26 protein-coding genes, 1 other RNA gene, 1 pseudogene and 1 CRISPR repeat array are annotated in these 23,335 nt (G+C 67.9%); of the genes and pseudogenes, 22 read left to right on the top strand and 6 right to left on the bottom strand.

From position 1 onward, the window contains the following. The first annotated feature begins 16 nt into the window (after positions 1-16). The 15 genes from ACY5J6_RS06935 to ACY5J6_RS06865 all read left to right on the top strand — a co-directional run bounded on the left by ACY5J6_RS06935 (position 17) and on the right by ACY5J6_RS06865 (position 12,411). A complete protein-coding gene (locus ACY5J6_RS06935) occupies positions 17-1,705 on the top strand; it encodes a DNA methyltransferase (protein ID WP_462844269.1) in 1,689 nt (562 codons plus the stop codon). Between the two features lie 41 nt (positions 1,706-1,746). Then, a complete protein-coding gene (locus ACY5J6_RS06930) occupies positions 1,747-2,034 on the top strand; it encodes a hypothetical protein (RefSeq protein ID WP_054391983.1) in 288 nt (95 codons plus the stop codon). Continuing rightward, entirely contained in the window at positions 2,018-2,581 is a 564-nt protein-coding gene (locus tag ACY5J6_RS06925) for a DUF2335 domain-containing protein (protein ID WP_054391984.1), read from the top strand. The genes ACY5J6_RS06930 and ACY5J6_RS06925 overlap by 17 nt, the downstream gene beginning before the upstream one ends. Before the next feature lie 103 nt (positions 2,582-2,684). Further along, positions 2,685-3,317: a M23 family metallopeptidase gene (locus tag ACY5J6_RS06920; protein ID WP_462844268.1), complete on the top strand. Its 633-nt coding sequence runs from the start codon at positions 2,685-2,687 to the stop codon at positions 3,315-3,317. Further along, entirely contained in the window at positions 3,314-6,124 is a 2,811-nt protein-coding gene (locus tag ACY5J6_RS06915) for a phage tail tape measure protein (RefSeq protein ID WP_462844267.1), read from the top strand. Before ACY5J6_RS06920 ends, ACY5J6_RS06915 begins: the two co-directional genes overlap by 4 nt. A 2-nt stretch (positions 6,125-6,126) precedes the next feature. Further along, positions 6,127-6,735: a hypothetical protein gene (locus tag ACY5J6_RS06910; protein ID WP_462844266.1), complete on the top strand. Its 609-nt coding sequence runs from the start codon at positions 6,127-6,129 to the stop codon at positions 6,733-6,735. Beyond that, the gene (locus ACY5J6_RS06905) at positions 6,732-7,469 is read left to right on the top strand and encodes a hypothetical protein (RefSeq protein WP_462844265.1); all 738 of its coding nucleotides are present in this window, start codon (positions 6,732-6,734) and stop codon (positions 7,467-7,469) included. The genes ACY5J6_RS06910 and ACY5J6_RS06905 overlap by 4 nt, the downstream gene beginning before the upstream one ends. An 88-nt stretch (positions 7,470-7,557) precedes the next feature. Beyond that, complete coding sequence (locus ACY5J6_RS06900) at positions 7,558-8,106, top strand: hypothetical protein (RefSeq protein WP_462844264.1); 549 nt, start codon at positions 7,558-7,560, stop codon at positions 8,104-8,106. Positions 8,107-8,109: 3 nt separating this feature from the next. Next, complete coding sequence (locus ACY5J6_RS06895) at positions 8,110-8,472, top strand: hypothetical protein (RefSeq protein WP_462844263.1); 363 nt, start codon at positions 8,110-8,112, stop codon at positions 8,470-8,472. Further along, positions 8,465-9,499, top strand: a complete 1,035-nt coding sequence (locus tag ACY5J6_RS06890) for a baseplate J/gp47 family protein (RefSeq protein WP_462844262.1) — start codon at positions 8,465-8,467, stop codon at positions 9,497-9,499. Before ACY5J6_RS06895 ends, ACY5J6_RS06890 begins: the two co-directional genes overlap by 8 nt. Continuing rightward, positions 9,492-10,148 carry a phage tail protein gene (locus ACY5J6_RS06885; RefSeq protein WP_462844261.1) on the top strand — a complete coding sequence of 219 codons (657 nt, stop codon included), beginning with the start codon at positions 9,492-9,494 and terminating at the stop codon, positions 10,146-10,148. The genes ACY5J6_RS06890 and ACY5J6_RS06885 overlap by 8 nt, the downstream gene beginning before the upstream one ends. 9 nt (positions 10,149-10,157) lie before the next feature. Continuing rightward, entirely contained in the window at positions 10,158-10,865 is a 708-nt protein-coding gene (locus ACY5J6_RS06880) for a hypothetical protein (RefSeq protein ID WP_462844260.1), read from the top strand. Further along, entirely contained in the window at positions 10,865-11,815 is a 951-nt protein-coding gene (locus ACY5J6_RS06875) for a Kelch repeat-containing protein (protein WP_462844259.1), read from the top strand. The genes ACY5J6_RS06880 and ACY5J6_RS06875 overlap by 1 nt, the downstream gene beginning before the upstream one ends. Before the next feature lie 81 nt (positions 11,816-11,896). Continuing rightward, positions 11,897-12,286 (top strand): hypothetical protein, encoded by a 390-nt coding sequence (locus ACY5J6_RS06870; protein WP_462844258.1) that lies wholly within the window; start codon positions 11,897-11,899, stop codon positions 12,284-12,286. Continuing rightward, complete coding sequence (locus tag ACY5J6_RS06865) at positions 12,262-12,411, top strand: phage tail assembly chaperone (RefSeq protein ID WP_462844257.1); 150 nt, start codon at positions 12,262-12,264, stop codon at positions 12,409-12,411. Before ACY5J6_RS06870 ends, ACY5J6_RS06865 begins: the two co-directional genes overlap by 25 nt. Before the next feature lie 157 nt (positions 12,412-12,568). After that, positions 12,569-12,961: a CRISPR direct-repeat array (repeat unit 28 nt; unit sequence GTAGTCCCCACGCACGTGGGGATGGACC). A 68-nt stretch (positions 12,962-13,029) separates the two neighbouring features. On the opposite strand, the gene rnpB is transcribed toward ACY5J6_RS06865, so the two are convergent. Continuing rightward, positions 13,030-13,400, bottom strand: an RNA gene (gene rnpB / locus ACY5J6_RS06860) — RNase P RNA component class A. A 43-nt stretch (positions 13,401-13,443) separates the two neighbouring features. On the opposite strand from rnpB, the gene ACY5J6_RS06855 reads away from it, so the two are divergent. The 3 genes from ACY5J6_RS06855 (at position 13,444) to ACY5J6_RS06845 (ending at position 14,567) form a co-directional block, all read left to right on the top strand. Beyond that, positions 13,444-13,626 (top strand): hypothetical protein, encoded by a 183-nt coding sequence (locus ACY5J6_RS06855; protein WP_462844256.1) that lies wholly within the window; start codon positions 13,444-13,446, stop codon positions 13,624-13,626. 78 nt (positions 13,627-13,704) lie between these two features. Continuing rightward, a complete protein-coding gene (gene rpmE, locus ACY5J6_RS06850) occupies positions 13,705-13,920 on the top strand; it encodes a 50S ribosomal protein L31 (RefSeq protein WP_054638374.1) in 216 nt (71 codons plus the stop codon). A gap of 68 nt (positions 13,921-13,988) precedes the next feature. Further along, a complete protein-coding gene (locus tag ACY5J6_RS06845; RefSeq protein WP_462844255.1) occupies positions 13,989-14,567 on the top strand; it encodes a thymidine kinase in 579 nt (192 codons plus the stop codon). Here ACY5J6_RS06845 and ACY5J6_RS06840 read toward each other — a convergent pair. Continuing rightward, complete coding sequence (locus ACY5J6_RS06840; protein ID WP_462844254.1) at positions 14,561-14,968, bottom strand: Hsp20/alpha crystallin family protein; 408 nt, start codon at positions 14,966-14,968, stop codon at positions 14,561-14,563. The genes ACY5J6_RS06845 and ACY5J6_RS06840 overlap by 7 nt on opposite strands. 18 nt (positions 14,969-14,986) lie before the next feature. On the opposite strand from ACY5J6_RS06840, the gene miaA reads away from it, so the two are divergent. The 4 genes from miaA to ACY5J6_RS06820 are packed head-to-tail and all read left to right on the top strand — an operon-like array spanning position 14,987 to position 19,131. Continuing rightward, positions 14,987-15,895, top strand: coding sequence for a tRNA (adenosine(37)-N6)-dimethylallyltransferase MiaA (gene miaA, locus ACY5J6_RS06835; protein WP_462844253.1), 909 nt, complete (start codon positions 14,987-14,989; stop codon positions 15,893-15,895). A gap of 7 nt (positions 15,896-15,902) precedes the next feature. Further along, the gene (gene gatA / locus ACY5J6_RS06830) at positions 15,903-17,318 is read left to right on the top strand and encodes an Asp-tRNA(Asn)/Glu-tRNA(Gln) amidotransferase subunit GatA (protein ID WP_462844252.1); all 1,416 of its coding nucleotides are present in this window, start codon (positions 15,903-15,905) and stop codon (positions 17,316-17,318) included. 9 nt (positions 17,319-17,327) lie between these two features. After that, positions 17,328-18,071, top strand: coding sequence for a 3'-5' exonuclease (locus ACY5J6_RS06825; RefSeq protein WP_462844251.1), 744 nt, complete (start codon positions 17,328-17,330; stop codon positions 18,069-18,071). Between the two features lies 1 nt (position 18,072). Beyond that, positions 18,073-19,131: a hypothetical protein gene (locus tag ACY5J6_RS06820; RefSeq protein WP_462844250.1), complete on the top strand. Its 1,059-nt coding sequence runs from the start codon at positions 18,073-18,075 to the stop codon at positions 19,129-19,131. Here ACY5J6_RS06820 and csaB read toward each other — a convergent pair. The 4 genes and pseudogenes from csaB to ACY5J6_RS06800 form a co-directional block, all read right to left on the bottom strand. Beyond that, positions 19,106-20,098, bottom strand: a complete 993-nt coding sequence (csaB, locus tag ACY5J6_RS06815; protein WP_462844249.1) for a polysaccharide pyruvyl transferase CsaB — start codon at positions 20,096-20,098, stop codon at positions 19,106-19,108. The genes ACY5J6_RS06820 and csaB overlap by 26 nt on opposite strands. Then, on the bottom strand, positions 20,083-21,783 hold the full coding sequence (locus ACY5J6_RS06810; protein WP_462844248.1) for a DUF5693 family protein: 1,701 nt from the start codon (positions 21,781-21,783) through the stop codon (positions 20,083-20,085). Before ACY5J6_RS06810 ends, csaB begins: the two co-directional genes overlap by 16 nt. Positions 21,784-21,860: 77 nt before the next feature. After that, positions 21,861-22,106: pseudogene (locus tag ACY5J6_RS06805) on the bottom strand (nucleoside/nucleotide kinase family protein); the annotation flags it as partial. A 22-nt stretch (positions 22,107-22,128) separates the two neighbouring features. Next, positions 22,129-23,259, bottom strand: a complete 1,131-nt coding sequence (locus tag ACY5J6_RS06800; RefSeq protein ID WP_462844247.1) for an ABC transporter ATP-binding protein — start codon at positions 23,257-23,259, stop codon at positions 22,129-22,131. Positions 23,260-23,335: the final 76 nt, after the last annotated feature.

Genomic DNA, 23,335 nt, shown 5'->3' with positions numbered 1-23,335 from the left:
GTTCCGGAGGGCGCTTGTGAAAAGGGAACTTTATTTCGGAGACAACCTCGAGGTCCTACGGAAGCACATCCCCGACGAAAGCGTGGACCTCATCTACCTGGACCCTCCCTTCAACTCCAAGGCGGACTACAACGTCATTTTCCGGGAGCACACGGGCAAGGGCCCTGGGGCCCAGATCAAGGCCTTTGAGGACACCTGGAGCTGGGGGGTGGAGAGTGAAAAGGCCCTCCAAGAGGTGGTGGCCAAGCACGGGAGGCTCGGGGAGTTCTTGGACTTCCTGGTGCGCTTCCTGGGCAAGAACGACCTCTCCGCCTACCTGGTGATGATGGCGGTGCGCCTCTTGGAGCTTCACCGGGTCCTCAAGCCCACGGGGAGCCTCTACCTCCACTGCGACCCCACCGCGAGCCACTACCTGAAGGTCATCCTGGACCAGATATTCGGGCCCAAAAACTTTCGTAACGAGATCATCTGGAAGCGGACAAGTGCCCACAGCTCCGCCAAGAGGTGGGGGCCTGTGCACGATACGCTTCTTTTCTACACCAAAGACGAGGAATACACCTGGAACACGCTTTACGAAAGTTATGAAGAGCAGTACGTGGAAGATGAGTACGCTCGCAAGGACGACAGGGGTAGATATGCCCTCAAGGACTTGACAGGAGCAGGAGTTAGCGAGGGCGATTCAGGCAAGCCTTGGCGAGGGATAGCCCCTGGGGAGAAAGGCCGCCACTGGGCCGTGCCGTCAAGGGACAAGCTTCCCTCGTGGCTGACCCTCCCGGACGACTGGGACGACCTTTCCGTGCAGGAGCGGTTGGACTTTCTGGACCAGGCGGGACTGATTTATTGGCCTCCGCGCGGGGTGATGCCCCGCTTCAAGAGGTACCTGGACGTGGCCAAGGGGGTTCCCATTCGGGACGTCATCACCGACATTCCTCCACTGAGCCACAACTCCAAGGAGCGTCTTGGCTACCCCACCCAGAAGCCCCTTGCCCTACTGGAGCGCATCATCCAGGCCAGTTCCAACCCCGGGGACGTGGTCCTGGACCCCTTCTGCGGGTGCGGCACGGCCCTCGCCGCCGCTGAGAAGCTGGGGCGCGGATGGATAGGCATAGACATCACCCACCTGGCCATCACCCTCATCCAGGCGCGGCTGAGGCGGGACTTCGGCCTGGAGCCGGGTAAGGACTACGAGGTCCTGGGCACGCCTAAGGATGTGGAGAGTGCCCGCTTTCTCTTTGAGAAAGACCCCCACCAGTTTCAGCTCTGGGCCTTGGGCCTGATCGGGGCCCAGCCATACGGGGACCCGCAAAAGGGAAAGAAGGGCAAGGACACGGGCATAGACGGCTTCCTCTACTTCCGCACCCCGGATGGGGGAAGGCTGGAGAAGGTGGTGGTCCAGGTCAAAGGGGGGAAGAACCTGGGGCCCAGCGTGGTGAGGGACCTGCGGGGCGTGATGGAGCGGGAGAAGGCGGCCTTTGGTGTTCTCATCGTCCTCGAGGCTCCCACGAAAGGTATGCGGGAAGAGGCCGCGAAGGCGGGTGTCTATTCCTGGGGGAGCCGGTCCTATCCCAGGCTCCAGATCTTCACCGTAGAAGAGCTCCTCGCCGGAAAGCGCCCCGAGTTTCCCGCGGGAAGCCTCAACGTGAGCTACGAGCGCAAGGAAGTGCGGACGGCACGGCCAAAGGGGGGGATGGAACCTTTGCTCTAGCGGTTTGGGGTTATACTTACTTGTGCCTTGGGAGGTGCCCCGTGAGTAACGCAACCAGGTACAGCACCTTTCTCTTCTCGCTGCCAGGCCTGGCGGAGTCTATTGGCCGCCCGTTGGACCTTGCGGGGGCGACCAGCCAGCTGAACTTTCTGGGCGAGCATACAGATCGGCTGGCCCTAGCGGCTGACTGGGCGGCGATCGGCGAGGACCTCAGGGCGGTGTTGGACGAGGTGCCACTTGGGAAGGAAGAGCGCTTGAACGCGCTCATTTTGGCCCTGCTCAAACTTTTGGTTGACGAACTGAAGGAGGGAGATGAGTCAACTGCCTGATAGGCCGAACTCTGATTCTTCGGGCTCGGCGGATCAAGCCCCTCAACAGTTGCTCAAAGAGTTTTTGGAGAAGAACCCGGAGGTCCTCCGGGTTCTTCTTGAGAAGCCCTCTTTTGGTAAGCTACTGGGCGTATTTTGGCGTGGTCCCCTTCCGCCGCCGGAGGTCTTAGAGGGCTATGACCAAGTGGTACCGGGGGCAGCCCGAGGCATTTTTGACCAGTTTGAAAAGCAATCCGAGCATCGCCGAAGGCTTGAAGAGCGGTTGTTAACGCATTTGGAGCGCAGGGATCATAAAGCCCTTAACATTGTTCTTGTGATTGCCCTAGCTTCCGTTTTGGGCAGCATTTGGCTTATTTTTACCGGGAAAAGCGTAGAGGGCCTCCTCACCTTTGGCTCTACGCTGACCAGCCTTTTGGTTAGCTACATCCAAGGGAGCCAACAATCTGCCAAAGAGCGTCGGGAAAAGCGAGAAATGTTGGAGCGCCTTGATAGAGGGGAACCGCTGGAGAAAGGCTCGTCTCGGGGTGAGCCCGGTGAAAAGAAGTAGTTCCCTTTTGCCCTTCGCCTTCTTGCCACCCCCCCACCCTCCGGGGTAAGATAGGGCTAAGGTGGGATAACTGCCCCCGGGGAAACCCGGGGGCAAAACGTTTATGCGCCTCCTCTGGCCTTTGCCCCCTTCTCCCGAAAAGAACCGTGTGGACGCGGGGTTCCTGGACCCGCGCTACCCCGAGTGGCGGAAGGCCCAGGGCCTCGCCCCTCACCAGCACCCCGGGGTGGACCTCAACCTCTCCGGCACCTCTGGGGACGCCGACCTGGGCTACCCGGTGGTGGCCGTGGCTGAGGGGCGGGTGGTCCACAGCGCCTTCCACCGGGTTTGGGGCCACGTGGTCCTGCTGGAGCACGACCTCCCCGGCCTCGGGCGCTTCTGGACCCAGTACGCCCACCTCCTCTTCCGGACGGCCCGGGAGGGGGACTACCTCTTCGCGGGCGAGCCCGTGGGGGCCATCGGCAAGGGGGACCCGGCCAGGCCGTACCTCGCCCACCTCCACTTTGAGGTGCGGCGGGCCCCCCTGGAGGCCGACTTCTGGCCCGGGAGCAACGTGGACCTCATCCGGGAGAAGTACCTGGACCCCGAGGCCTTCCTAAAGGTCCACTACGCCCCCGCCCGCCGCTTCTACCGGGTGCGGGGGGTCTTCTGGACCCCGGCCCGGCAGGAGGTGGAGGGCGTGGTCGTGAACCTGGAGGAACCCGACCGGGTTCAGGTGGCGATGAGGAAGCTGTGAACGCCCTCTTCCGCCTCCAGGTGATGCTGGACCTCGTGGACCGCATGACCGGTCCCCTGGGCCGGGTGGGGGAGGGCCTGCGTAAGGTGGAGGAGCTTTCCCGCCGGGCGGACCTCGCCCTGCAACGCTTGGGAGCGGGGCTTTCCGTGGCCGGGGCCGGGGCGGCCCTCGCCGCGCCCCTGGTCCTCGCCACCCGGGCGGCGATGGACTTTGAGGACGCCTTCGCCGACGTGCGCAAGGTGGTGGACGCCCCAGCCCCCGCCCTCATGGCCCTCCAGCGGGAGCTTTTGGGCCTCACCCGGGTCATCCCCATGACCGCCAGGGAGCTCACGGAGATCGCCGCCGCCGCGGGCCAGGCGGGCATCCCCATGCAGGAGCTGGTCCGCTTTACCCAGGACGCGGCCCGGGTGGGGGTGGCCTTCGGCATCTCCGCGGGCCAGGCGGGAGACGCCCTGGCGAAGCTCAGGAACGTCCTGGAGCTCAGCCAGGAGGGGGTCATGCGCTTGGCGGACGCCGTGAACTACCTCTCCAACAACATGGCGGCCACCGCCCCGGAGATCCTGGAGGTCCTCCGCCGGGTAGGGGGGACGGGGAAGCTCCTGGGCCTCACCGGGCAGCAGGTGGCGGCCTTCTCCGCAAGCCTCCTCGCCCTCGGCACCGCCCCCGAGGTGGCCGCCACCGGCCTCAACGCCCTCTTCCAGCGCCTGGCCACCGCCCCGGCCCAGCCCAAGGCCTTCCAGGAGGCCCTGGCCCGCCTGGGGCTCACGGCCACGGGCCTCCAGCAGGCCCTGAGGCAGGACGCCGCCGGGGCCCTCATGGACTTCCTGCGGCGGGTGAAGGCCGCTCCCGACCAGCTCACCGTGCTTTCCGACCTCTTCGGCATGGAGTACGCCGACGACATCGCCAAGCTGGTGGGCTCCTTGGGCACCTTGGAGAAGGCCTTCAGCCTGGTGCGAAGTCCGGCCGCCTACACGGGGAGCGTCCTCGCCGAGTTCCAGAACCGCTCCGCCACCCTGAGGAACCAGCTCATCCTGTTCCGGAACGCCCTGGAGCGCATCTGGATCACCCTCGGCAACGCCCTCCTGCCCGTGGTGACCCCGGTGGTGGCCCGCCTCACCGACCTCATGAACCGCGTCTCCGACCTCCTGGACCGCTTCCCCCTCCTCCGGGGGGCCCTCGTGGCCGTCACGGCCACCCTCGGGGGGCTTCTGGTGGTGGGGGGCCTCCTGGTCACGGGCCTCGCCGCCCTCGGCTTCGCCGCCGCCCAGGCCCGGCTGGGCCTCCTGGCCCTTCAGGGGGGCCTCTCGGCCACCCTGAGGCAGGCGCGCCTCCTCTCCCTGGGCCTCGCCCTCCTGCGGGGGGAGATGGCCCGGCTGGGGGCGGTGGGGCTCCTCCGGGGGGCCTTCGGCCTCCTCGCCCAGGGGGCCTTCCGGGCCGGGCAGGCGGTGCTCTTCTTGGGGCGGGCCCTCCTCCTCAACCCGGTGGGGCTGGTCCTTGGCGCCCTCGCCGGGCTCGTCTACCTCTTCCGCCAGGCCTGGGGGGCGAGCGAGAGCTTCCGCAAGAGCGTTCTCGGCACCCTCCAGGCGGTGCGGAGCGCCTTCGCCCCGGTCCTCGCCGAGTTCCGGGGCCTGGGGGAGGCTCTGGCCGGGCTCTTCCGCCCCCTCGGGGGGGCCATCCAGGCCTCCCTGGCCTCCGCCCAGGCTGCCTGGGACCGCTTCGGCTACGCCCTGGGGTATGGCATCGGCTTCCTCTTCGGCCTCCTGGAAGCCCTCGTCGTCCGCCTCGCCCCCATCTTCGCCGACGGCCTCGCTGGCCTCATCCGCATCCTGCGGGGCTTTGTGGACGTGGTGGTGGGGCTCTTCACCCTGGACCTGGACCGGGCCCGCCAGGGGGCCTTGCGGGTGTGGGAGGGGCTCCGGGCTGTCCTCTCCGTGCCCATCCGGGTGGGGGGCGTTCTGGTGGATACCGCCCTCAACGCCCTGGCCCGCCTCTGGCAGGTGGCCAGCGAGCGTTTTCCCGCCCTGGCCCGGCTGGGAGAGGGGTTGGGGGCCGCTTGGCGGGGTCTGGTGACGGGGGCCGAGGCGGTCTTCCGGCTCCTCCAGACCGTGGTCCTCTCCGGCATCGGGGCCCTGCGGGCCCTCCTCCAGGGGGATTTCCGCCTGGCCCTGGCCTTTGCCGAGAGGGGGTGGCAGGCTCTCAAGGCCCTGCTCTCCTTGCCCCTGCGCCTGGGGGGCGTGGTCTGGGACGCCCTAAAGGCGGCCTTGGGCCAGGCCCTGGCCTTCGTGCGGGGGCTGGTGGGCTCCTTCCTGGAGGCGGGGAAGGCCATTGTCCAGGGCCTCGCCGCGGGGATCAGGGGCCTCGCCCTGGCCCCGGTGAACGCCGTGAGGGAGATCGGTGGCCAGGCCCTGGCCACCCTGAAGCGCCTCCTCGGCATCCGGTCCCCCTCCCGGGTCTTCATGGGCCTCGGGGCCATGACCGCCCTGGGCCTCGCCGTGGGGCTCCAGAACATGGCCCCGGCGGTGCGGGAGGCGGCCCGAGCCCTGGTCCCCGCCCTGGAAGTGCCTGCTCCTCGGATGCCGGAGCTTCCGCGGGTTCCCGTGGTGGCAGTGCCCCAAGCCCCCACTCTGGAAGCGCCCGCCCTCACGGCCCCCGAGCCGCCCGCCCCTTCCCCCGCCCCCGGGCGGAGAGGGGAGAGGCCCGTGGTCCAGGTGCGGATCGAGCGGGTGGAGCTTCCCGGGGTGCGGGACGCGGAGGAGTTCGTGGAGGCCTTAAAGCGGCTTTTCCTGCCCTACGTGGAGGAGGTGTAGCGGTGCCTTACCTGCGCTTCGCCACCGGAGACCGCCTGAAGCTGGACGGGGAGGAGATGCCCGGGGTGGTGGTGGCCGTGGAGGTGGAGGGGGAGAACTCCGTGGAGAGCCTCCCCCGGGAGGGCCGCACCGGGGACGTGCACGTCCTCAGGGGCTACCGGGACTTCCGGGTGCGCATCACCCTTCGCCTGGCGGGGAAGGACCCCCTGGCGGAGGCCAGGCGGCTTCACGCCAAGTTCGCCAAGAGCAAGACCGAGCCCCTGCGGGTGGTCCACCCCCACCTGGCGGCCCGGGGGATAGAGAAGGCCCTCTTCGCCCGGCTCACCACCCGGGAAGAGGGCGGGGAGGACGGGCTCACGGCCGTGCTGGAGCTCACCCAGGTGGAGCCCCGGGAGGCCCTGGCCGAGGCCAACGCCCGGGAGGCCCAGGCCCTGGCCGCGGCCCCCGGCCCCCAGGCGGGCCCCCCGCCGGGGAGCGCCCAGCAGAGGCGGAACGAGGGGAAGGGGGGGCAGGCCCCGCCCAAGCCCCCGGCGATGCTACAGGGCGTTTTGGATGGCGAGCACAAGGGCTTTGAGACCGGCATGACCGGTCTAGGACTCTTCAGGCGATGAACCTCGTCCACGTTCCCAAACCCGAGACCCAGAAGGGCACCCCCGCGGGCCTCGTCTTCCACGAGAGCCTGCACGTGCCCTGGCGCACCCTGCACCTCCAGGGGCACGTCTACCTCGAGGGCACGGCCCGCCCCTCCGACGAGGCCACTAAACCCTTCCAGCCTGGGGAGGCGGTGCGGCTCACCCTCGAGGGCCCCCTCTTCCAGGGCGCCCTTCAGGGCCTCCTCTCGGCCACGGAGGGGGTGGCCTGGGGCCTCCCCGAGTGGCGGCGGGAGGTGGGCCCCCAGGGCTTCCAGGACGTGAAGGCCGAGGAGGTGGCCGAGTGGGTCAAAGGCCAGGTGGGGGGGAAGGCCCTCTGGGGCTTCCAGACCGAGCCCAAGCGCCACTACGCCCTCCCCCGCGTGCGGGCCTGGGAGGGGGTCCTCATGGTCCTCAAGGCCTGGGGGGTGAAGGCGGTGATGCACGAGCTGGACGGGGGGAGCCTCTACGCCGGGCCCGCGGAGCGAAGCCCCCACTATGGGGTGGTCCACTGGGTGGGGGAGGAGGTGGCCTGGGTGCGGCCGTTGTCCCCGGGCCGCTACGGGCTTCGCATGGCCCCTCTCCCCGCCCTCAGGGTCCTCCACCTGCTGCGGGTGGACCACCCTGCCTACCGGGGGGGGCTCAGGGTGGAGGAGCACCGCCTGGTCCTCACCCCCAAGGAGGCTTACCACGAGGTGATCGGCCGTGCGGGCTGACGGACTTAAGGGAGCTATCCGGCGACTGGTGGAGGCCTTTTGGCCCGAGCTACACCACCGTACCCACACTCCGCACAAGGCCAGGGTGGTGAAGGTTCGCTCCAAGCCGGGGGTGGCGGGCCCTCCGGGGGAGTGCCTCTACAGCGTGGACCTGGAGCCCCTCACCGTGGACGGTCAGCCTGACCCTACCCGCCCATTCTTGGAAGACGTCCCCCTGGACGTGCCCTGGATCGGCGGGGGGCGCGGGGTCTACGCCCTTCCCGAGGTGGGGGCCATCGTGCGGGTGGCCTACTACGAGGGGAACCCCGCCTATCCCTACGTGGACGGGGTCCTCTCCGAGGGGAAGGCCGTGGTCCGGGTGGAGCCCGGGGAGTACCTGGTGCAGAAGGACGCCGACACCTGGGTGCGCCTCAAGCCCGACGGGGAGATTGAGGCCCAGGCCGCCCCCGGGGTGGTCCTCCGCCTGAAGCCGGACGGGACCGTGGAGCTCTACGGGACTGCGGTGGTGCGGGTGGACGCCCCCCGGGTGGAGCTTGCGGGGGGAGGCCCTCCCGTGGCGAGGGTGGGGGACACCGTGGTCTGCCCCGCGGGGACGGGGACGATCGTGAGCGGGTCCAGCAAGGTCTTTTCGGGGTGAGCCGTGTACCGGGACTGGAAGTGGGACGACGGGGACTTCCGCTTCACCCCCAGGGGGGACGCGGCCCTGGCGGAGGGCCTGCAGGTGGTGCGCCAGGACCTCCTCGCCCGCCTCGTCTCCCCCCGGGGAAGCCACTGGGCCTTCCCCCAGGAGGGAAGCGCCCTTCCCGACTACGTGCAGGCGGCGCTGGACGAGCTCACCCGGGTGGAGGTCCTGCAGGAGGCGGAGAGGACCTGCCTCGAGGACGCCCGGGTGGAGGAGGCCCAGGGGGAGTGGACGGAAGGAGGCCTCCGCCTCATCTTGCGCCTCTCGGGGGAGGCCCTGAGGCTCCTCCTCCCCTGGCCTTTGGAGGTGAAGGGTGCCTGAGCTTCCCCCTCTCCCCACCCTGGAGGAGGAGACCCAGAGGCTCCTCGGCTTTCTCCCCGAGGGCTTCCCCGTGCGGAACCCCGACAGCTTCAGCGCCTTCGGCACCTACCTGCGCCTCGCGGCCCAGGCGGCCCTCGAGGCCCGCGCCTTCACCCGGGAGCTCGTCCCCCAGCTCTTCGTGGTCACCGCCACCGGGGCCTGGCTGGACGAGCACGCCCGGGGCCTGGGCCTCGCCCGCAAGGAGGCCCGGGGGGCCAGGCTCCGCTGCCGCGCCCTCGCTACCGCCCCCGGCGCCTTCCCCCCGGGGGCCCTCCTAGGGGTGGGGGAACTCCGCTACCGGGCCGAGGGCCCCTTCGCCCCGGACGCCCCCGTGGAGGTGTGGAGCGAGGGGGTGGGGAGCCGCTACAACCTCCCCCCGGGGACCCGCCTCCTCCCCGTCACCGTGGTGGGGGGCCTCGAGGCCCTGGAGGTGGAGGAGGTCCTGGAGCCCGGCTTGGACCGGGAGACGGACGAGGAGCTCCGGGCCCGCCTCATCCTCGCCTGGCCCGCCCTGGGGCGGGGGAGCACCTACCACGCCTACATGAGCTGGGCCCTGGAGGACCCCGAGGTGCGGAAGGTCCAGGTCATAGACGACCACCCCCGGGGGCAGGGCACCGTGGACGTGGTCATAGCCCCCGCCCGGGGCCTCCCTTCCCCCGAGCTCCTCGCCCGGGTCCAGAGGGTGGTGGACGAGCGGCGGCCCCTCACCGTGAACGCCCTGGTGAGGGCCCCCGCCCCGAGACCCCTTTCCCTCACCCTGCGCCTCCACCGCCTCCCGGGGAGCCCACCTCTGGAGGCCTGGCGGGGCTTCGCCCTGGACTTCCTGAACGGCCTGAACATCGGGGAGACCTTCTGGCCCTCCCGCCTCATGGACCACCTGCACGACCGGGGAGGCCTCGAGGCGGTGGAGGTCCTCGCCCCCGCGGGGCCCGTGGCCGTGGCCCCTGACGAGCTCATCGTCCCCGGGGAGGTGACGGTCTATGAATGAGCTCGCCGAGGCCCTTTACCGCCACCTCCTCGCCCTTCCCCCCCCGGGGCGCCACCCCCGGGCGGGCGGGGCCGCGGACGGGATGGTGCGCGCCCTGGCCCGAGAGGAGGCGGACCTCATCCGGGAGACCCTGGAGGCCTTCCTCCAGGCCTTTCCCCAGCAGGCGGAATGGGAGCCCCTGGAGCGCATCGGCCGGGCGCGGGGGCTATTCCCCCTTCAGGGAGAGCTGGAGGTGGCCTTCCGCAACCGGGTCACCCATGCCCTCCAGTTCTGGCGCCTGGGCGGCACCCTCCCCGGCGTCCTCCTCTGGCTGGAAGCGGCGGGTTATGACGCCTACGTCTACGAGCACTTCCGCGATGACCCTTCCATCTGGGCGGAGTTCTCCGTCTGGCTCTGGCCCAAGGTCGCGTCCTACATCTCCGACCGCTGGGACGACGGGGTGGGGGCGTGGGATGACGGAACCCCATGGGACTATGCTCTAGCCGCCACGGAGCTCTACCGCATTCCGGCCGTTCTGAGGGAGGTGAAACCCGCCCACGCCCGGGTGCGCTCGGTCCACTACATCGCCGGGCCGAGGGACGCCTGGGACGACGGCGGAACGTGGGACGACGGGGGCGTGTGGAACCCCGAGCCCGTTCAGATCGCGTAGGAGGAGGATATGCCGAAAAACCTGACGCCACAGGACCAATGGGAAACCGAGTTTCAGGTGCCCCTTCCGGGGGAGCCCCGGAACATCGGGCCGCTGGAGGCCCTGTTTCAGAGGCTCCTCAACCGCACCGAGCGGCTGAAGGGCCGCATCGCCGAGCTCCTGGGCTTGCCCTGGGACGCCACGCCGCCGGACACCCTGGCCGGGCTCGCGGAGCGGGTGGGGGCCCTCGAGGCCGCCCAGAGCGGGATCACTCTCCCCACCCACCGCACGGCCCCGGTGCTGGACCACCCGGACGGGAGCGTGACCACGGCGAAGTTGGCCGATGGGAGCGTGACCGCGACGAAGCTGGCCGACGGGAGCGTGACCGCGACCAAACTGGCATCGGGAGCCGTACCCTATGACCTAGCCATTTTCTACCCAGGGACGCCTTCCAATGGCGCTCTCATAGCCTCCCTCAGGGTCCCCAGGATTTTTTCCCTGACTGGTGGCGGCGTTACTGTAGGTACCGCCCCCGCCGCTGACTGGACGGCTACCATTTACAAAGGCGGGACTGCTGTCGGGACTATTTCTGTCCCAGCTGGGCAAACAACTGGGTCCGTGTCGCTCAACACCACCCCGACTCCATTTGCGGCAGGGGAACTCCTTCGCATAGTAGGACCCGCCACGACGGATGCGGTCATAAGGGATATCTCTATAGCTTTCCAGGGGGTGGTGTGATGCCGTGCCTGGTGATTATCCCGGCTAGGAGGGGGTTCCCTCCCAACACCTGGTTTTCTAGCGAGGTAGGCGAGGGGGACCCCTCGTTCAAGCCCGCTCCCATGCCTACAGCCAGGTACGCCTTGGCTGTCGCCCGATTAAAGGAAAACCTCTTAGCGGCTGTAGGTGGGTCCACTAGTAGTAGCAGTTATCTCTCCACAAACGAGGTTTACGACTTCACGACCAACACTTGGTCTTCCAAAGCGCCTATGCCTACCGCTAGGCACCTTTTAGCAGCGGCTCAGTTGCAAAATAACGTCATAACGGCTGTGGGTGGATACAACAATGTCACTAGCTCCACTCTCCCCACAAACGAGGTTTACGACTTCGCGACCAACGCTTGGTCTTCCAAAGCGCCTATGCCTACCGCTAGGTCCCACCTGGCAGCCGCTCAGTTGCAAAATAACGTCATGGCAGCCGTGGGTGGGGGCAATGGTGGTATTCTCCCCACAAACGAGGTTTACGACTTCACGACCAACACTTGGTCTTCCAAAGCGCCTATGCCTACCGCTAGGCACCTTTTAGCAGCGGCTCAGTTGCAAAATAACGTCATGGCAGCCGTGGGTGGGGGCAATGGTGGTAGTCTCTCCACAAACGAGGTTTACGACTTCACGACCAACACTTGGTCTTCCAAAGCGCCTATGCCTACCGCTAGGCACAACTTGGCGGCTGCCCAGTTGCAAGCCAACGTCATAACGGCTGTGGGTGGATACAACAATGTCACTAGCTCCACTCTCCCCACAAACGAGGTTTACGACTTCGCGACCAACGCTTGGTCTTCCAAAGCGCCTATGCCTACCGCTAGGCACCTTTTAGCAGCGGCTCAGTTGCAAACCGGACTTATTGCGGCTCTGGGTGGGCAAAGCGCTAGTGGGCTTCGTGTATCTACGAACGAAACATACGGCCTATAGCTTCGGACTGGGGAGGATAAGATGGAAAAGGTACAGGCATTGACGGCAATGGCTAGCAGGCTAAGAGACACCGGGCTGGCTTTGACCCCCGACATCCGCCCATCTGCGTTCCTGGCCCGGCTCATGGGGTCCCAGAGCTGGGAGGAGTTTTGGGCTGAGCGGGTGCAAGCGGCCCGGCAGTCCATCCAGGCGTACGTGTGGCAGGGGGAGATTCTTCCTACCGGGAGGCCCGCCCCCGCCGAGGCCGTGCCGGGGGCGAGCTACATCATCCTCGCCCCCAACGGGGCGGTAATATTCCAGTTCATGGACTCCCCCTACGCCCCGGAAACGCCTGGACTGGCACCGGGGACGCTCACCTCGGAGAACGTCCAGGCGGCGATGGAAGCCCACGCCCAAGACATAGCGGAGAATCTGGCGGCAGAGGAGCTGATCCAAGCGTACCAGGCGTGGGTAGCAGAACAGACGTTATAACCCCCAGTACGCAGGCGCAATATCGCCAGGCGCTCCGGGACCTTCCCGATACCCCCACGGATGAAGAGGTCCTAGCCTGGTACCAGGGGCGAGGGGCCATCCCCTGGCCGGAGCCGCCAAGTTAACAGCTTAGCTTTTAGCGCTCAGATATCCTTTGCATAAATGCTCATATTGCTGTCCAACAACATGACTGCACTTAGTCAAAATATCCCTTAGCACAATCGCTTTTTGTCTTAGAGCGTGACGCCTAACAACAGAATGTTTTTGCCGTCCTGGTCATGTGTAGTCCCCACGCACGTGGGGATGGACCGACGAGGGTGCTCTTCGCGCTCCCCGGGGGCCCGTAGTCCCCACGCACGTGGGGATGGACCGGAGCCTCGTGGACCCAGGTTTCCACGCTTGCCGTAGTCCCCACGCACGTGGGGATGGACCGCCCGCCCAGCGCCCGTCCTTGCGCTGGAAGATGTAGTCCCCACGCACGTGGGGATGGACCACCTATGCCCTCAGCTCCGAGTAATCCGTGGCCGTAGTCCCCACGCACGTGGGGATGGACCGACCTCCTCGGGCTACCGCTCCGTCCCCATCCCGTAGTCCCCACGCACGTGGGGATGGACCGTCCAGGGAGGCCGCACGCGCCGCGTCGTGAAGTAGTCCCCACGCACGTGGGGATGGACCGGTTTTCCTGTTCCCGTATGTGGTGCTTCTCCCCATAAAAGCAACCCCCTCGAGGCGGGCCTCGAGGGGGTCCAGGGCAGGGCGTAAGCCGGGTTCTGTTTTACGCGGTCATCTCTCTGGGACCGGTGTCGCCACCGGCCTCAAGCGGCCCATCCCGCAGGTTCTCACGGGCCGGGCAAGCCCTTCCTGCCTACCGGGCCTTGCACCGGGTGGGGTTTGCCGTGCCCCAGCCTGTTGCCAGGCCAGGCGGTGGGCTCTTACCCCACCGTTTCACCCTTGCCCGCACCGGGGGAATCCCCGGCCGCTGGCGGTCTCTTCTCTGTGGCACTTTCCGTCGGGTTACCCCGCCCAGCCGTTAGCTGGCACCCTGCCCTATGGTGCCCGGACTTTCCTCACCCAGGAGGTTTAGGCCTCCGGGCGCGACCGCACCCCTGCCCTGGGGCACTCACCATTCTAGCACGAACCCCGGCTAGCATAAAGGGGTGCGGATTCCTCCGTATGCGCCTTGGCTACTCTTCCTTGCCCTCCTGGGCCTAGCGGTGCTGGGCGTGGTCTGGCTTTTGGCGGCGGTGGCCCTGGTGGTCGGCCTGGGGTATGGGGCCTGGCAGGGGCTTAAGCGGCGGCTTTGGGGCCCTACTTGGCGGCGCCTTCCCCCGCCCCGGTAGGCCTTGCTTCTTAGGCCCTCCGCCCTTAGACTGGAAGATGGTTTTCGCACGGCCAAGACCGTGCGAGAGGAGGCGAGCGTGAAAGAAGGCATCCACCCTCAGCTGGTTCCCGCCCGCATCATCTGCGGTTGCGGCAACGTCATCCATACCTACTCGGTAAAGCCCGAGATCCACGTGGAGGTCTGCAGCAAGTGCCACCCCTTCTACACGGGCCAGCAGCGGTTCGTGGACACGGAGGGTAGGGTAGAGCGCTTCCAGCGCCGCTACGGGGATTCCTACCGCAAGGGGCGGTAGGGGCTCGCTGGACCTGGGGGCCCTAGGGCCCCCAGGTTGCGTTTAAGCTTCTTTATCAGGAGGACCCCATGCCCCCTGTACTCCACCACCAGGGTTGGATTGAGGTGATCGCCGGCCCCATGTTTTCCGGGAAAAGCGAGGAGCTCATCCGCCGCGTCAGGCGGGCCCTCATCGCAAGGCAGCGGGTGGTGGTCTTCAAGCCTCGCTTGGACAACCGGTACCACCCGGCCTATGTGGTAAGCCACGATGGGGAGAGGGTGGAGGCCATCCCCGTGGGGCGCGCCCAGGAGATGGAAGCCCACCTGGACCCCCTGCCCGACGTGGTAGCGGTGGACGAGGTCCAGTTTCTGGACGAGGGGCTCCTTCCCTTGGTGGAACGCCTGGCCCAAAGGGGGGTACGGGTGATCCTGGCGGGGCTGGACCTGGACTTCCGCGGGGAGCCCTTTGGCCTCATGCCCGAGCTTTTGGCCCGGGCGGAGTTCGTGGAGAAGCTCACCGCCATCTGTCCCCGGTGCGGTGCCCCCGCCACCCGGACCCAGCGCTTGGTGAACGGCCAACCGGCCCGCTACACCGACCCCGTGATCCTGGTGGGAGCGGAGGAGCACTACGAGCCCCGGTGCCGGGCCTGCCACCAAGTGCGCTACTGAGCCACGGGGAGGGGGGTGCCCGTGCGCTTCCGGAAGCGCACCTCCAGCACGCCGTGGCGCAGGCTCGCCTGGGCCGTGCCCTCTTCGATGGGCCCCGGCAGGTCCAGGGTGCGGCGGAAGGTGCCCATGGGCCGCTCCTCCAGGAGGTAGGTTCCGGGAAGGGGATGGCGCACCCCCGCCAGGGTCACGCGGCTTCCCTCCTCCAAAAGCTCCAGGTCCTCGGGCCGAACTCCCGGGAGATCCACCAGGAGGATGTAGTGGTCCTCGTCTTCTAAAAGGTCCACCCTCGGGGCCCAGGCGGCGGGCTCCTCGCCGGTGAGCTGGTAGGCCAGCTCGGCGATGCGCTCCTGCAGTTCTTTGAGCTTCCGCAGGGTCTCCAAGCGGTCCAGGCGCTCTAACATGCCCTTAGCATAAGGGATGTGGAGGCCATCCCCGTTCTCGCTGGGCCCACGGGTAGCGGGAAGACCCTCCTTGCCCTGAGGCTTGGGGAGGAGCTGCCCCTAGAGGTCATCTCCGCCGACGCCACCATGGTCTACCAGGGCCTGGACATCGGCACGGACAAGCCCTCCCCCGAGGAGCGGGCCCGGGTGCCCCACCACCTGGTGGACGTCCTCGAGCCCCACGAGGCCATGAGCGTGGCCCGCTACCTAGACCTGGCGGAGGAGGCCATCGCCGGGGTGCTGGCCAGGGGGCGTCTTCCCTTGGTGGTGGGGGGGACGGGCTACTACATCCGCGCCCTCTCCGAGGGGCTTCACCAACTTCCCCCGCCCGACCCCGGGGTCCAGGGGGCCCTGTGGGCGGAACTTGAGGAGCGGGGCCTCGAGGCCCTCCTTTCGGAACTCGCCCAGGCGAGCCTCGAGGACGCCCGCCGGGTGGGGCGGAACCCGAGAAGGCTCGTCCGGGCCCTGGAGGTCCTGCGGCGCACGGGCACCCCCCCGGCCCGGTTTCCCAAAAGGCCTCCCCGCTTCTGCTACAAGAAGCTCGTCCTCTGGCCCGAAAGGGCCTGGCTTTTCCCCAAGTTGGAGGAGAGGGCCAAAGCCCAGTTCGCCCGGGGGCTTGTGGAGGAGGTGCGGGGGCTCCTTGAACGCTACCCCAGGATGCCCACCGCCCTCCAGGCCATCGGCTACAAGGAGGTGGTGGGTTACCTTCGGGGAGCGTATGGCCTGGAAGAGGCCTTGAGGCGGGACATCCGGGCGGTAAAGGCCTACGCCAAGAGGCAGTACACCTGGTTCCGCCACGAGCCGGGGGACGTTACCTACCTGCCCCGGGGGGGCGGGGGGGCGTACGTGGGCTTCCGGGACTGGCTTCGCCTTCACTTCGGGCTATAGTGGGGGCATGTTGGCCCACGAGATCCGCGCCCGGGTAGTCCGGGGGGAGGTTTCCCCCAGGGAGGTGGCCGAGGCCTACCTGAAGCGGGTCCAGGCCCTGGACCCGAGCCTCGGGGCGTTCCTTACCCTGAACGAAAGGCTTCTTGAGGAAGCGGAGGCGGTGGATCCTGGGCGGCCTTTGGCGGGCCTCGTGGTGGCGGTAAAGGACAACATCGCCACCCGGGGCCTCCGCACCACGGCGGGAAGCCGCCTTCTGGAAAACTTCCTTCCCCCCTACGAGGCCACGGCGGTGGCGAGGCTAAAGGCCCTGGGCGCCCTGGTCCTGGGAAAGACCAACCTGGACGAGTTCGGCATGGGCTCCTCCACGGAGCACTCCGCCTTCTTTCCCACCAGGAACCCCTTTGATCCGGAAAGGGTCCCCGGGGGGAGTAGCGGGGGGAGCGCCGCGGCGGTGGCCGCGGACCTCGCCCCCCTCGCCCTGGGCTCGGACACGGGGGGAAGCGTGCGCCAGCCCGCGGCCTTCTGCGGCGTCTACGGCCTTAAGCCCACCTACGGCCGGGTGAGCCGCTTTGGCCTCATCGCCTACGCCTCGAGCCTGGACCAGATCGGCCCCATGGCCCGCTCGGTGCGGGACCTCGCCCTCCTCATGGACGCCGTGGCGGGCCCCGACCCCTTGGACGCCACCAGCCTGGACCTCCCCCCCCGCTTCCAGGAGGCCCTGGAGGGGCCCCTTCCCCCCTTGCGCCTCGGGGTGGTGCGGGAGGCCCTCTCCGGGAATAGCCCCGGGGTAGAAAGGGCCCTGGAGGGGGCCTTGGCGGTCTTCCGGGGGCTGGGGTTTTCCGTGCGCGAGGTCTCCTGGCCCTCCCTCCCCCAGGCCCTCGCCGCCTACTACATCCTGGCCCCGGCGGAGGCCAGCTCCAACCTGGCCCGCTACGACGGCACCCTGTACGGGGTCCGGGCCGAGGGGGAGGGGGTGGAGGAGATGAGGATGGCTACCCGGGCCCGCTTCGGTCTGGAGGTCAAACGGCGGGTCCTCATGGGCACCTTTGTCCTCAGTAGTGGCTACTACGAGGCCTATTACGGCCGCGCCCAGGCCTTCCGCCGCCGCCTCAAGGCCGAGGCCAAGGCCCTCTTCCAGGAAGTAGACCTTCTCCTCCTGCCCACCACCCCCCACCCCGCCTTCCCCTTCGGGGCCCGGCGCGATCCCCTTTCCATGTACCGGGAGGACCTCTACACCGTGGGGGCCAACCTCACGGGCCTGCCCGCCCTTTCCTTTCCTGCGGGGTTTGAGGGCCACCTGCCGGTGGGGCTCCAGCTCCTGGGTCCCTGGGGCGGGGACGAGCGCCTCTTGCGGGCGGCCTTGGCTTTTGAGGAGGCCACGGGCCGCGCCTTCCTGCGCACGCCTTGGGGAGAGGCCCTCTAGGGGGAAGGGATGGACCCCGCTCTTCGCTTCCGCCTCGCCACCCGCCTTGCCCGGCGCCTTAGGGCCGAGGGAAAGCCCCTTCCCCTCCCCCTCCTGGGGGAAGCCTTGGGGCTTCGGGGCCCCGTGGCCCCGGTGGTGCGGCCTCTATTGGACGGGCGCTTCATCCCCGGGGAGGAGGTGGGGCTATGGGAGTGGCGCTATCCCTTTCCCCACCCGGAGGAGCCGGTGGTCCTTCTGGACCTGGAGACCACCGGCCTGGCTCCGGGGGTGAGCGAGATCATCGAGCTCGCCCTGGTGCGGCTGGAGGGGAAGAGGCGCCAGGCTTTCCAGAGCTTGGTGCGCCCCTCCCGCCCGCCGAGCCCTTTCATCCAAAACCTCACCGGGATCCGGGCCTTTGAGCTGGAAAAGGCCCCGCCCTTAGAGGAGGTCTTGGCCAAGGCCTACCCCCTTTTGCGAGGGGCCACCCTGGTCATCCACAACGCTTCCTTTGACCTCTCCTTCTTGCGCCCGGCCTTGGAGGGCATGGGGTTGGAGCTGGAGAACCCGGTGGTGGACTCCATCCGCCTGGCCAAAAGGGCCCTTCGGGGGCTTCGCCGCTACGGCCTAGATGCCCTTTCGGAGGCCCTGGAGCTTCCTCCCAGGAGGGAGCACCGGGCTTTAGCCGATGTGGAAAGGACCCTTGCCTTGGTTTACGAGGTGTATTATATGCTCACTTCAGGGAGTCCCCGTTCCCTGGTAGAGCTAGGGAGGTAGTATGACCGCCCGCTACGTTTTGACCAGCGCCTGTATTCAATCGGGCACCATGGCCCTCACCGCCTCCTTGCGCCAGCGCCTTCTGGGCAAGGAGCGCGTGCGCTTTGTGGACGAGGACGGGGAGGTTTACGAGGTGAAGGTGGACTGGAAGGGGGGCCTCCTTACGGGCCTCGGGCCCTACTACGCCAAGCGCCGCCTGGCGGTGAACGAGGTGATCCTCCTGCACTTCCGGGGAGAGGAGGTGGAACTCAAGGCCCTCCCCCGTTCCCTCCCCCGCCTGGAGAAGCCGCGGGAGGACCCCAAGGAGGCGAAGGAGGAGGTCCCGAAGGGGGAGAAGCGCCGGGTCCGGGTTACCCCCTACCCCAAGGAGGTGCTTTTCCCCCACGAGCCCAAGGCCCTGGAGCCCCCGGGCGTCACCGAGGACCTCAGGCGGTTGGGCTTTCTCCTGGAGGGAGGCCCCCCCTGGCTCTACAAGGCTCCCCTGGGGCGGCGGCAGGTGGTGCTGGCCCTTCTCCGCCTGGGGGAAGGGAAGGCGGAGGACCTCAAGCCCTACCGCGCCCAGGGGGCGCACGTGGCCCTTTTGGCCCCGGAGTCCGAGAAGGAGGCGGTGCCCCGGGGAATCGCCCACCTCTCCCCGGAGGCGGTGAACCGCCTGGTGCGCCTCAAGGGGCGCTTTCCCCTCTCGGCTTTGGACCTGGAGGACCTCCTCCGCCAGGGCCGGGTGGACCTGGAGGCGGTGGAGGCCTTGGAAGACCGCCTGGTGGCCGAGCTTTCCGAGCGGGGTGCCCTGGCTGCCCTCCTCTTCCTTCTGGCCCGCAAGCGCCTTGGGGAGGTGTTTTTGCTCTCGGACCTCGAGGCCGAGGCCTTGGAGGAAGGCCTCATCCCCGAGGTGGTGCGCCAGGGGGTGGAGCTTTTTGCCCAGCCTCCCTTCCTCCTCCTAAAAAGGCTTTCCCCAGGGGAGTTCCTTCTGAGGCAGGAGGTGGAGGAGGCCCTGAAGGACTTAAGGGCTTTCGCCGAAGGGGTTCTGGAGCGCCTCAGCCGCGTCCGTGGGGGCGCTTGACGGGGATGGCCTCCCCCAAAGCCAGGTCAAAGCTCCGCCGCGCACGCTCCTTGAGGGCTTCCACCTTTTCCCAGTCGGGGAAGCGGCCGTACATGGCCGCCTTGGAGAGCTTGATGGGGTCTCCGGGGAGCTCCTGGTAGTAGGCCCCGGTTTCCTTGGCAAAGGCGGCCACCTTGGGATCGTAGGAGAGGGCGGCGAAGGGGGTGCCGGCGGCCGCCGCCAGGATGAGGCCGTGTAGGCGCATAGAGATCACGTACCCCGCCTGGGCCGCCAGGTAGAGGACCCGCCTGGGGTCCGAGGTCTTCTCCACCCGGTGGTGGGGGAAGCTTTCCAGGACCTCCTCGTCGTAGCCCGGCTGCAGGAGGAGGACGAGGACCTGCTTCCCCTCGTGGAAGAGGTGGTTGGCGGTGATGTACAGGTTTTGCAGGGCCTCCCGGCTCACCCCCGCCCGCGGGATGACCAGGACCAGGTCTTCCTCCCGCTGCACGGGGGGTGGGGTGAGGAGAAGGGCGGGGTCGGCCCCAAGCTCGGCGGGGATCCCCAGACGCCGGGCGTACTCCAGGGAGTCCTGGTCCCTGAGGATCACCGGCACGCCCTTTAGGGCCCTTTGCACCCGCTTCTCCCCGGAGGGGGAAAGGGGTCCCAGGGACTGGTTGAACACCACGACCCGCTTCTTGAAGAGGCGGGCGAGGCGCAGTACGGAGAGGTAGTAGGTGAGGCTCAGGGCGCTGGTAGCGTCCTGCAAAAGCCCCCCGCCCCCCAAAAGCCAGAGGTCGGCCCCCAGAAGGGCCAGGGGATTGAGGCGGTGGAAGGCCTTAAGGCCATGCTCCTCCCGGGTGCGCCGGGGGTCCCCGGAGAGGGCCACCACCTGGTGCCCCCGCGCTTTGAGTTCCCGGGCGATGGCTTCCAGGATGGCCTCGTCCCCGGCGTTTCTGAACCCGTAGTACCCCGCTACCCCAACCACCATGCCCGTAGCCTCCTTACCAGCATAACCCCGATAAAGCCCAGGGATAGGCCGAGGAGGGCGCCGTTCAGCACCCGGAAGAAGGAGATGGGAAGGGGCGTGTGGAAGTGGCTGAAGGTGTTGAGGATGGAGGCCATGCCGAGGGAGGCCAGGAAGAGGAGGCCGTTTCGCAAATGGGGCGGCCAGGGGAGGAGGAGGGCCAGGGGAAAGAGGGCGTGCCCGAAGACCTCCTTGAAGCGGGGGCGCACCATGAGGTCCTGGAGAAGGCTTCTCAGCTTCAGCTCCAGCTCGGGCACCAAGGGGGCGTCGTTGCCCCGGCGCAGGAGGGCGAAGGCCAGAAGGCCCAGGGCCAATGCCCCCAGGGCCACCTCCCCCAGGCGCAGGGGGTGGGCGTAGAGGCGGGCGAGGGTTTCTTTGAAGTTCCGATCCAGGAAGCTAAAGGCCACCAGGAGGGGCGGGACCAGCAGGGTGAGGGAAACCCCTTTGAAGGGGGCGAGGCCTAGTACCGTGGCCGGGCTCGAGCCCAAGGCGCTGAGGAAGACCGCTCCCATAAGGGCGTACCCTAGGCTCCGCGCCCACATCCACATCCCGTTCCTCGGGCCCAGGAAGCCGAGGACGGGGAAGACCAAGGCGGCGAGCAGCGCTCCCGCCTGGCTCCCGGCGTACCCCAGGGCCAAGAGGAGGAGGATCAAGGCCACCCCGGGCCCGTACACGGGAAGCCCCAGGGCCAAAAGGCCAAGGCCTGCCCCTACCCCCACCCAGGCGGCGTGGCGCCAAGGGCTTGGGGCGAACCCGCGGGGCTTGGGTGCCCCTAGAGCGATGTGGCTGGCCTTCAGGCCCTCCTGCAGGCGGGCGAGGAGGCGGGCGGTGTCCTCAGGGTGGGGATAGGGCCTGAGGTAGAGGAGCTGGTGCCCCCGCTCCCGGGCGGCGAGGGTGTACTTATCCGCCGCCTCCTCGGGGCTTAGGGTGAGTTGCCACTCGTAACGCAGGCCGAAAAGCCTGAGGACACCCCGCTCCCGGAAGGCCTGGAGGCCCGGCTGGGGGGTTCCCTCGATGAGGGCCACGGGGACCGGGACCAAGGCCTTAGCCGCCTCCAGCCGGTAAGGATGGCCCAGGGCCTCCAGGCCTTGGAAGACCACGGCGTCCGACTCCTTGGGCACCAGAGGAAGCCCAGGCTCCAGGCGGCGCAGGGGGTGGTTGATGGGCCGGACCACCACGTAAAAGCCCCTTTCCTTGGCCCTTTGGATTTCCGAAAAGGCGTAGAAGGCGGGGAAGGCCTGGACGTCCACGGGAAAGCCCAGCCACGACCCAAGCCTTTCCGTGGGGAGGCGGTAGGCCCCTTGCAGAAGGTCCAGAAGCCAAGCTTCCCCTTTGAGGTAGTACCAGCCCGCCCGGGCGGGAAGCCCCTCCTCCTGAAGCTCCCGCCCCTGGCGGTAGAGGAGGGCGCCTTCGGCGATCCAGTCCTTGACCAGGCGCTCGGGGAAAGCCACCCCGTTCACCCCTTGGGCCCGGTATTGCGCCAGGGCCTCGAGGAGGCTTTGCCCTTGGGCCCTGGCCTGGGCGCGCACCGCTTCGGCGTCTAGGACCAGGGCCACAGGCCCCGGCCTTTCCGCCCGGAGCCTAGGGAAAAGGGCCAGGAGGGAGGGCACGAGGGCCAGGAAGAGGAGAAGGTGCAGAAGCCGCTTCATGCCGCCCCCACCTCCCCCATGCGGGCGAGGGCCTTGGCCACCAGCATCTCCAGGGCCACGGGGTTCTGGCCGCCCCGGGGCAGGATCAGGAGGAGGGCCTCGGCGTGGGCCACGTACAGGTCCAGGTCAAAGGCCTCAGGGTGGTCGTAGTTCACCTGCAGGCGCTGGGGAAAAGGCAGGTGGGAGAGGTCCCGGTAGTAGTGGTCCATGGGCAGAAGGGCCACCCGCTGGCCCAGAGTCTGGGCCAGGGCCCGGGCCAGGGTGGTCTTGCCGCTGGCGCTACCCCCAGCGATGCCGATGACGAAAGGCTTGGCGGCGCTCACCCCTCCATGATAAGGGGCGGCTTCAGCGGGCCACGGCCGCGGGTTCCTGGGAGTGGCCGATGGCCTTCTCGGTTTCCGGGTCAAAGGCGTGGAGGCGGCCCGTGTCCGCCAGAAGCTCCACCCGGTCCCCAGGCTTCACGGGGGCGTGGCCGTCCACCTTGGCCACGAGAACGGTGCCGTCCACGCTCACGTGGAGCTCGGTCTCCGCTCCCAAAGGCTCCACCACTTCCACCTCGCCCCGGATGGCGTTCTCCTCCTCGGGGATCACCGTGAAGCCCTTGAGGCCCAGGTGCTCGGGGCGGAGGCCCATCCAGACCTCCTTGCCGGCGTAGGGCCGGAGGCTTTGCGCCAGGATGGGGTTGGTGCGGATGCGGAAGCCCGGGGCGCTAAGGTAAACCTTTTCTCCCTGCACTTCCACGGAGGCCTTGATGAAGTTCATGGAGGGGCTTCCGATGAAGCCTGCCACGAAGCGGTTGGCGGGGAAGTCGTAAAGGCGGAGGGGGGTGTCCACCTGCTGGACCTCCCCGTCCTTCATGACCACGATGCGGTGGCCCAAGGTCATGGCCTCCACCTGGTCGTGGGTGACGTAGATGGTGGTGACCCCAAGGCGCCTCTGCAGCTTGGCGATCTCGGCCCGCATCTCCACCCGGAGCTTGGCGTCCAGGTTGGAGAGGGGCTCGTCCATGAGGAAGACCTTGGGCTCCCGCACGATGGCCCTTCCCATGGCCACCCGCTGGCGCTGCCCGCCCGAGAGCTCCCGGGGCTTGCGGTTAAGGAGGTGTTCAATCTTGAGGATGCGGGCGGCCTCCTTGACCCGCCGGTCAATCTCGTCCTTGGGGTAGCGCCTAAGGCGGAGCCCGAAGGCCATGTTCTCGTAGACGTTCATGTGGGGGTAAAGGGCGTAGTTCTGGAAGACCATGGCGATGTCCCGGTCCTTGGGGGGGACGTCGTTCACCAAGCGGTCGCCGATGTAGATCTTGCCCTCGGAGACCTCCTCCAGCCCGGCGATCATGCGGAGGGTGGTGGTCTTGCCGCAGCCCGAGGGCCCCACGAAGACCACGAACTCCCCCTCTTCCGTCTCCAGGTTGAAGTCCTTGACCGCCACCACCTTGCCGAAGCGCTTCCACACGTGCTCCAGCTTTACCTTAGCCATGGCTACCTCCTCGCCCCGCGCTTTGAGCCGCTTCGGACCCATCGGGGGCTTGGGGGCATTGTATACCAGCCGTGGG

Source organism: Thermus sp. H19.2 (assembly GCF_054979525.1).
The sequence above is the reverse complement of the archived record's forward strand: the minus strand, read 5'-3'. Positions and strand labels throughout refer to the sequence as shown.

Excerpts from the sequence above, each read along its gene's own strand:
- ACY5J6_RS06925 (WP_054391984.1), top strand. The coding sequence starts at position 2,018 with ATGAGTCAACTGCCTGATAGGCCGAACTCTGATTCTTCGGGCTCGGCG.
- ACY5J6_RS06920 (WP_462844268.1), top strand. The coding sequence starts at position 2,685 with ATGCGCCTCCTCTGGCCTTTGCCCCCTTCTCCCGAAAAGAACCGTGTG.
- ACY5J6_RS06905 (WP_462844265.1), top strand. The coding sequence starts at position 6,732 with ATGAACCTCGTCCACGTTCCCAAACCCGAGACCCAGAAGGGCACCCCC.
- ACY5J6_RS06885 (WP_462844261.1), top strand. The coding sequence starts at position 9,492 with ATGAATGAGCTCGCCGAGGCCCTTTACCGCCACCTCCTCGCCCTTCCC.
- ACY5J6_RS06880 (WP_462844260.1), top strand. The coding sequence starts at position 10,158 with ATGCCGAAAAACCTGACGCCACAGGACCAATGGGAAACCGAGTTTCAG.
- ACY5J6_RS06875 (WP_462844259.1), top strand. The coding sequence starts at position 10,865 with ATGCCGTGCCTGGTGATTATCCCGGCTAGGAGGGGGTTCCCTCCCAAC.
- ACY5J6_RS06845 (WP_462844255.1), top strand. The coding sequence starts at position 13,989 with ATGCCCCCTGTACTCCACCACCAGGGTTGGATTGAGGTGATCGCCGGC.
- ACY5J6_RS06840 (WP_462844254.1), bottom strand. The coding sequence starts at position 14,968 with ATGTTAGAGCGCCTGGACCGCTTGGAGACCCTGCGGAAGCTCAAAGAA.
- gatA (WP_462844252.1), top strand. The coding sequence starts at position 15,903 with ATGTTGGCCCACGAGATCCGCGCCCGGGTAGTCCGGGGGGAGGTTTCC.
- ACY5J6_RS06825 (WP_462844251.1), top strand. The coding sequence starts at position 17,328 with ATGGACCCCGCTCTTCGCTTCCGCCTCGCCACCCGCCTTGCCCGGCGC.
- ACY5J6_RS06820 (WP_462844250.1), top strand. The coding sequence starts at position 18,073 with ATGACCGCCCGCTACGTTTTGACCAGCGCCTGTATTCAATCGGGCACC.
- csaB (WP_462844249.1), bottom strand. The coding sequence starts at position 20,098 with ATGGTGGTTGGGGTAGCGGGGTACTACGGGTTCAGAAACGCCGGGGAC.
- ACY5J6_RS06810 (WP_462844248.1), bottom strand. The coding sequence starts at position 21,783 with ATGAAGCGGCTTCTGCACCTTCTCCTCTTCCTGGCCCTCGTGCCCTCC.
- ACY5J6_RS06800 (WP_462844247.1), bottom strand. The coding sequence starts at position 23,259 with ATGGCTAAGGTAAAGCTGGAGCACGTGTGGAAGCGCTTCGGCAAGGTG.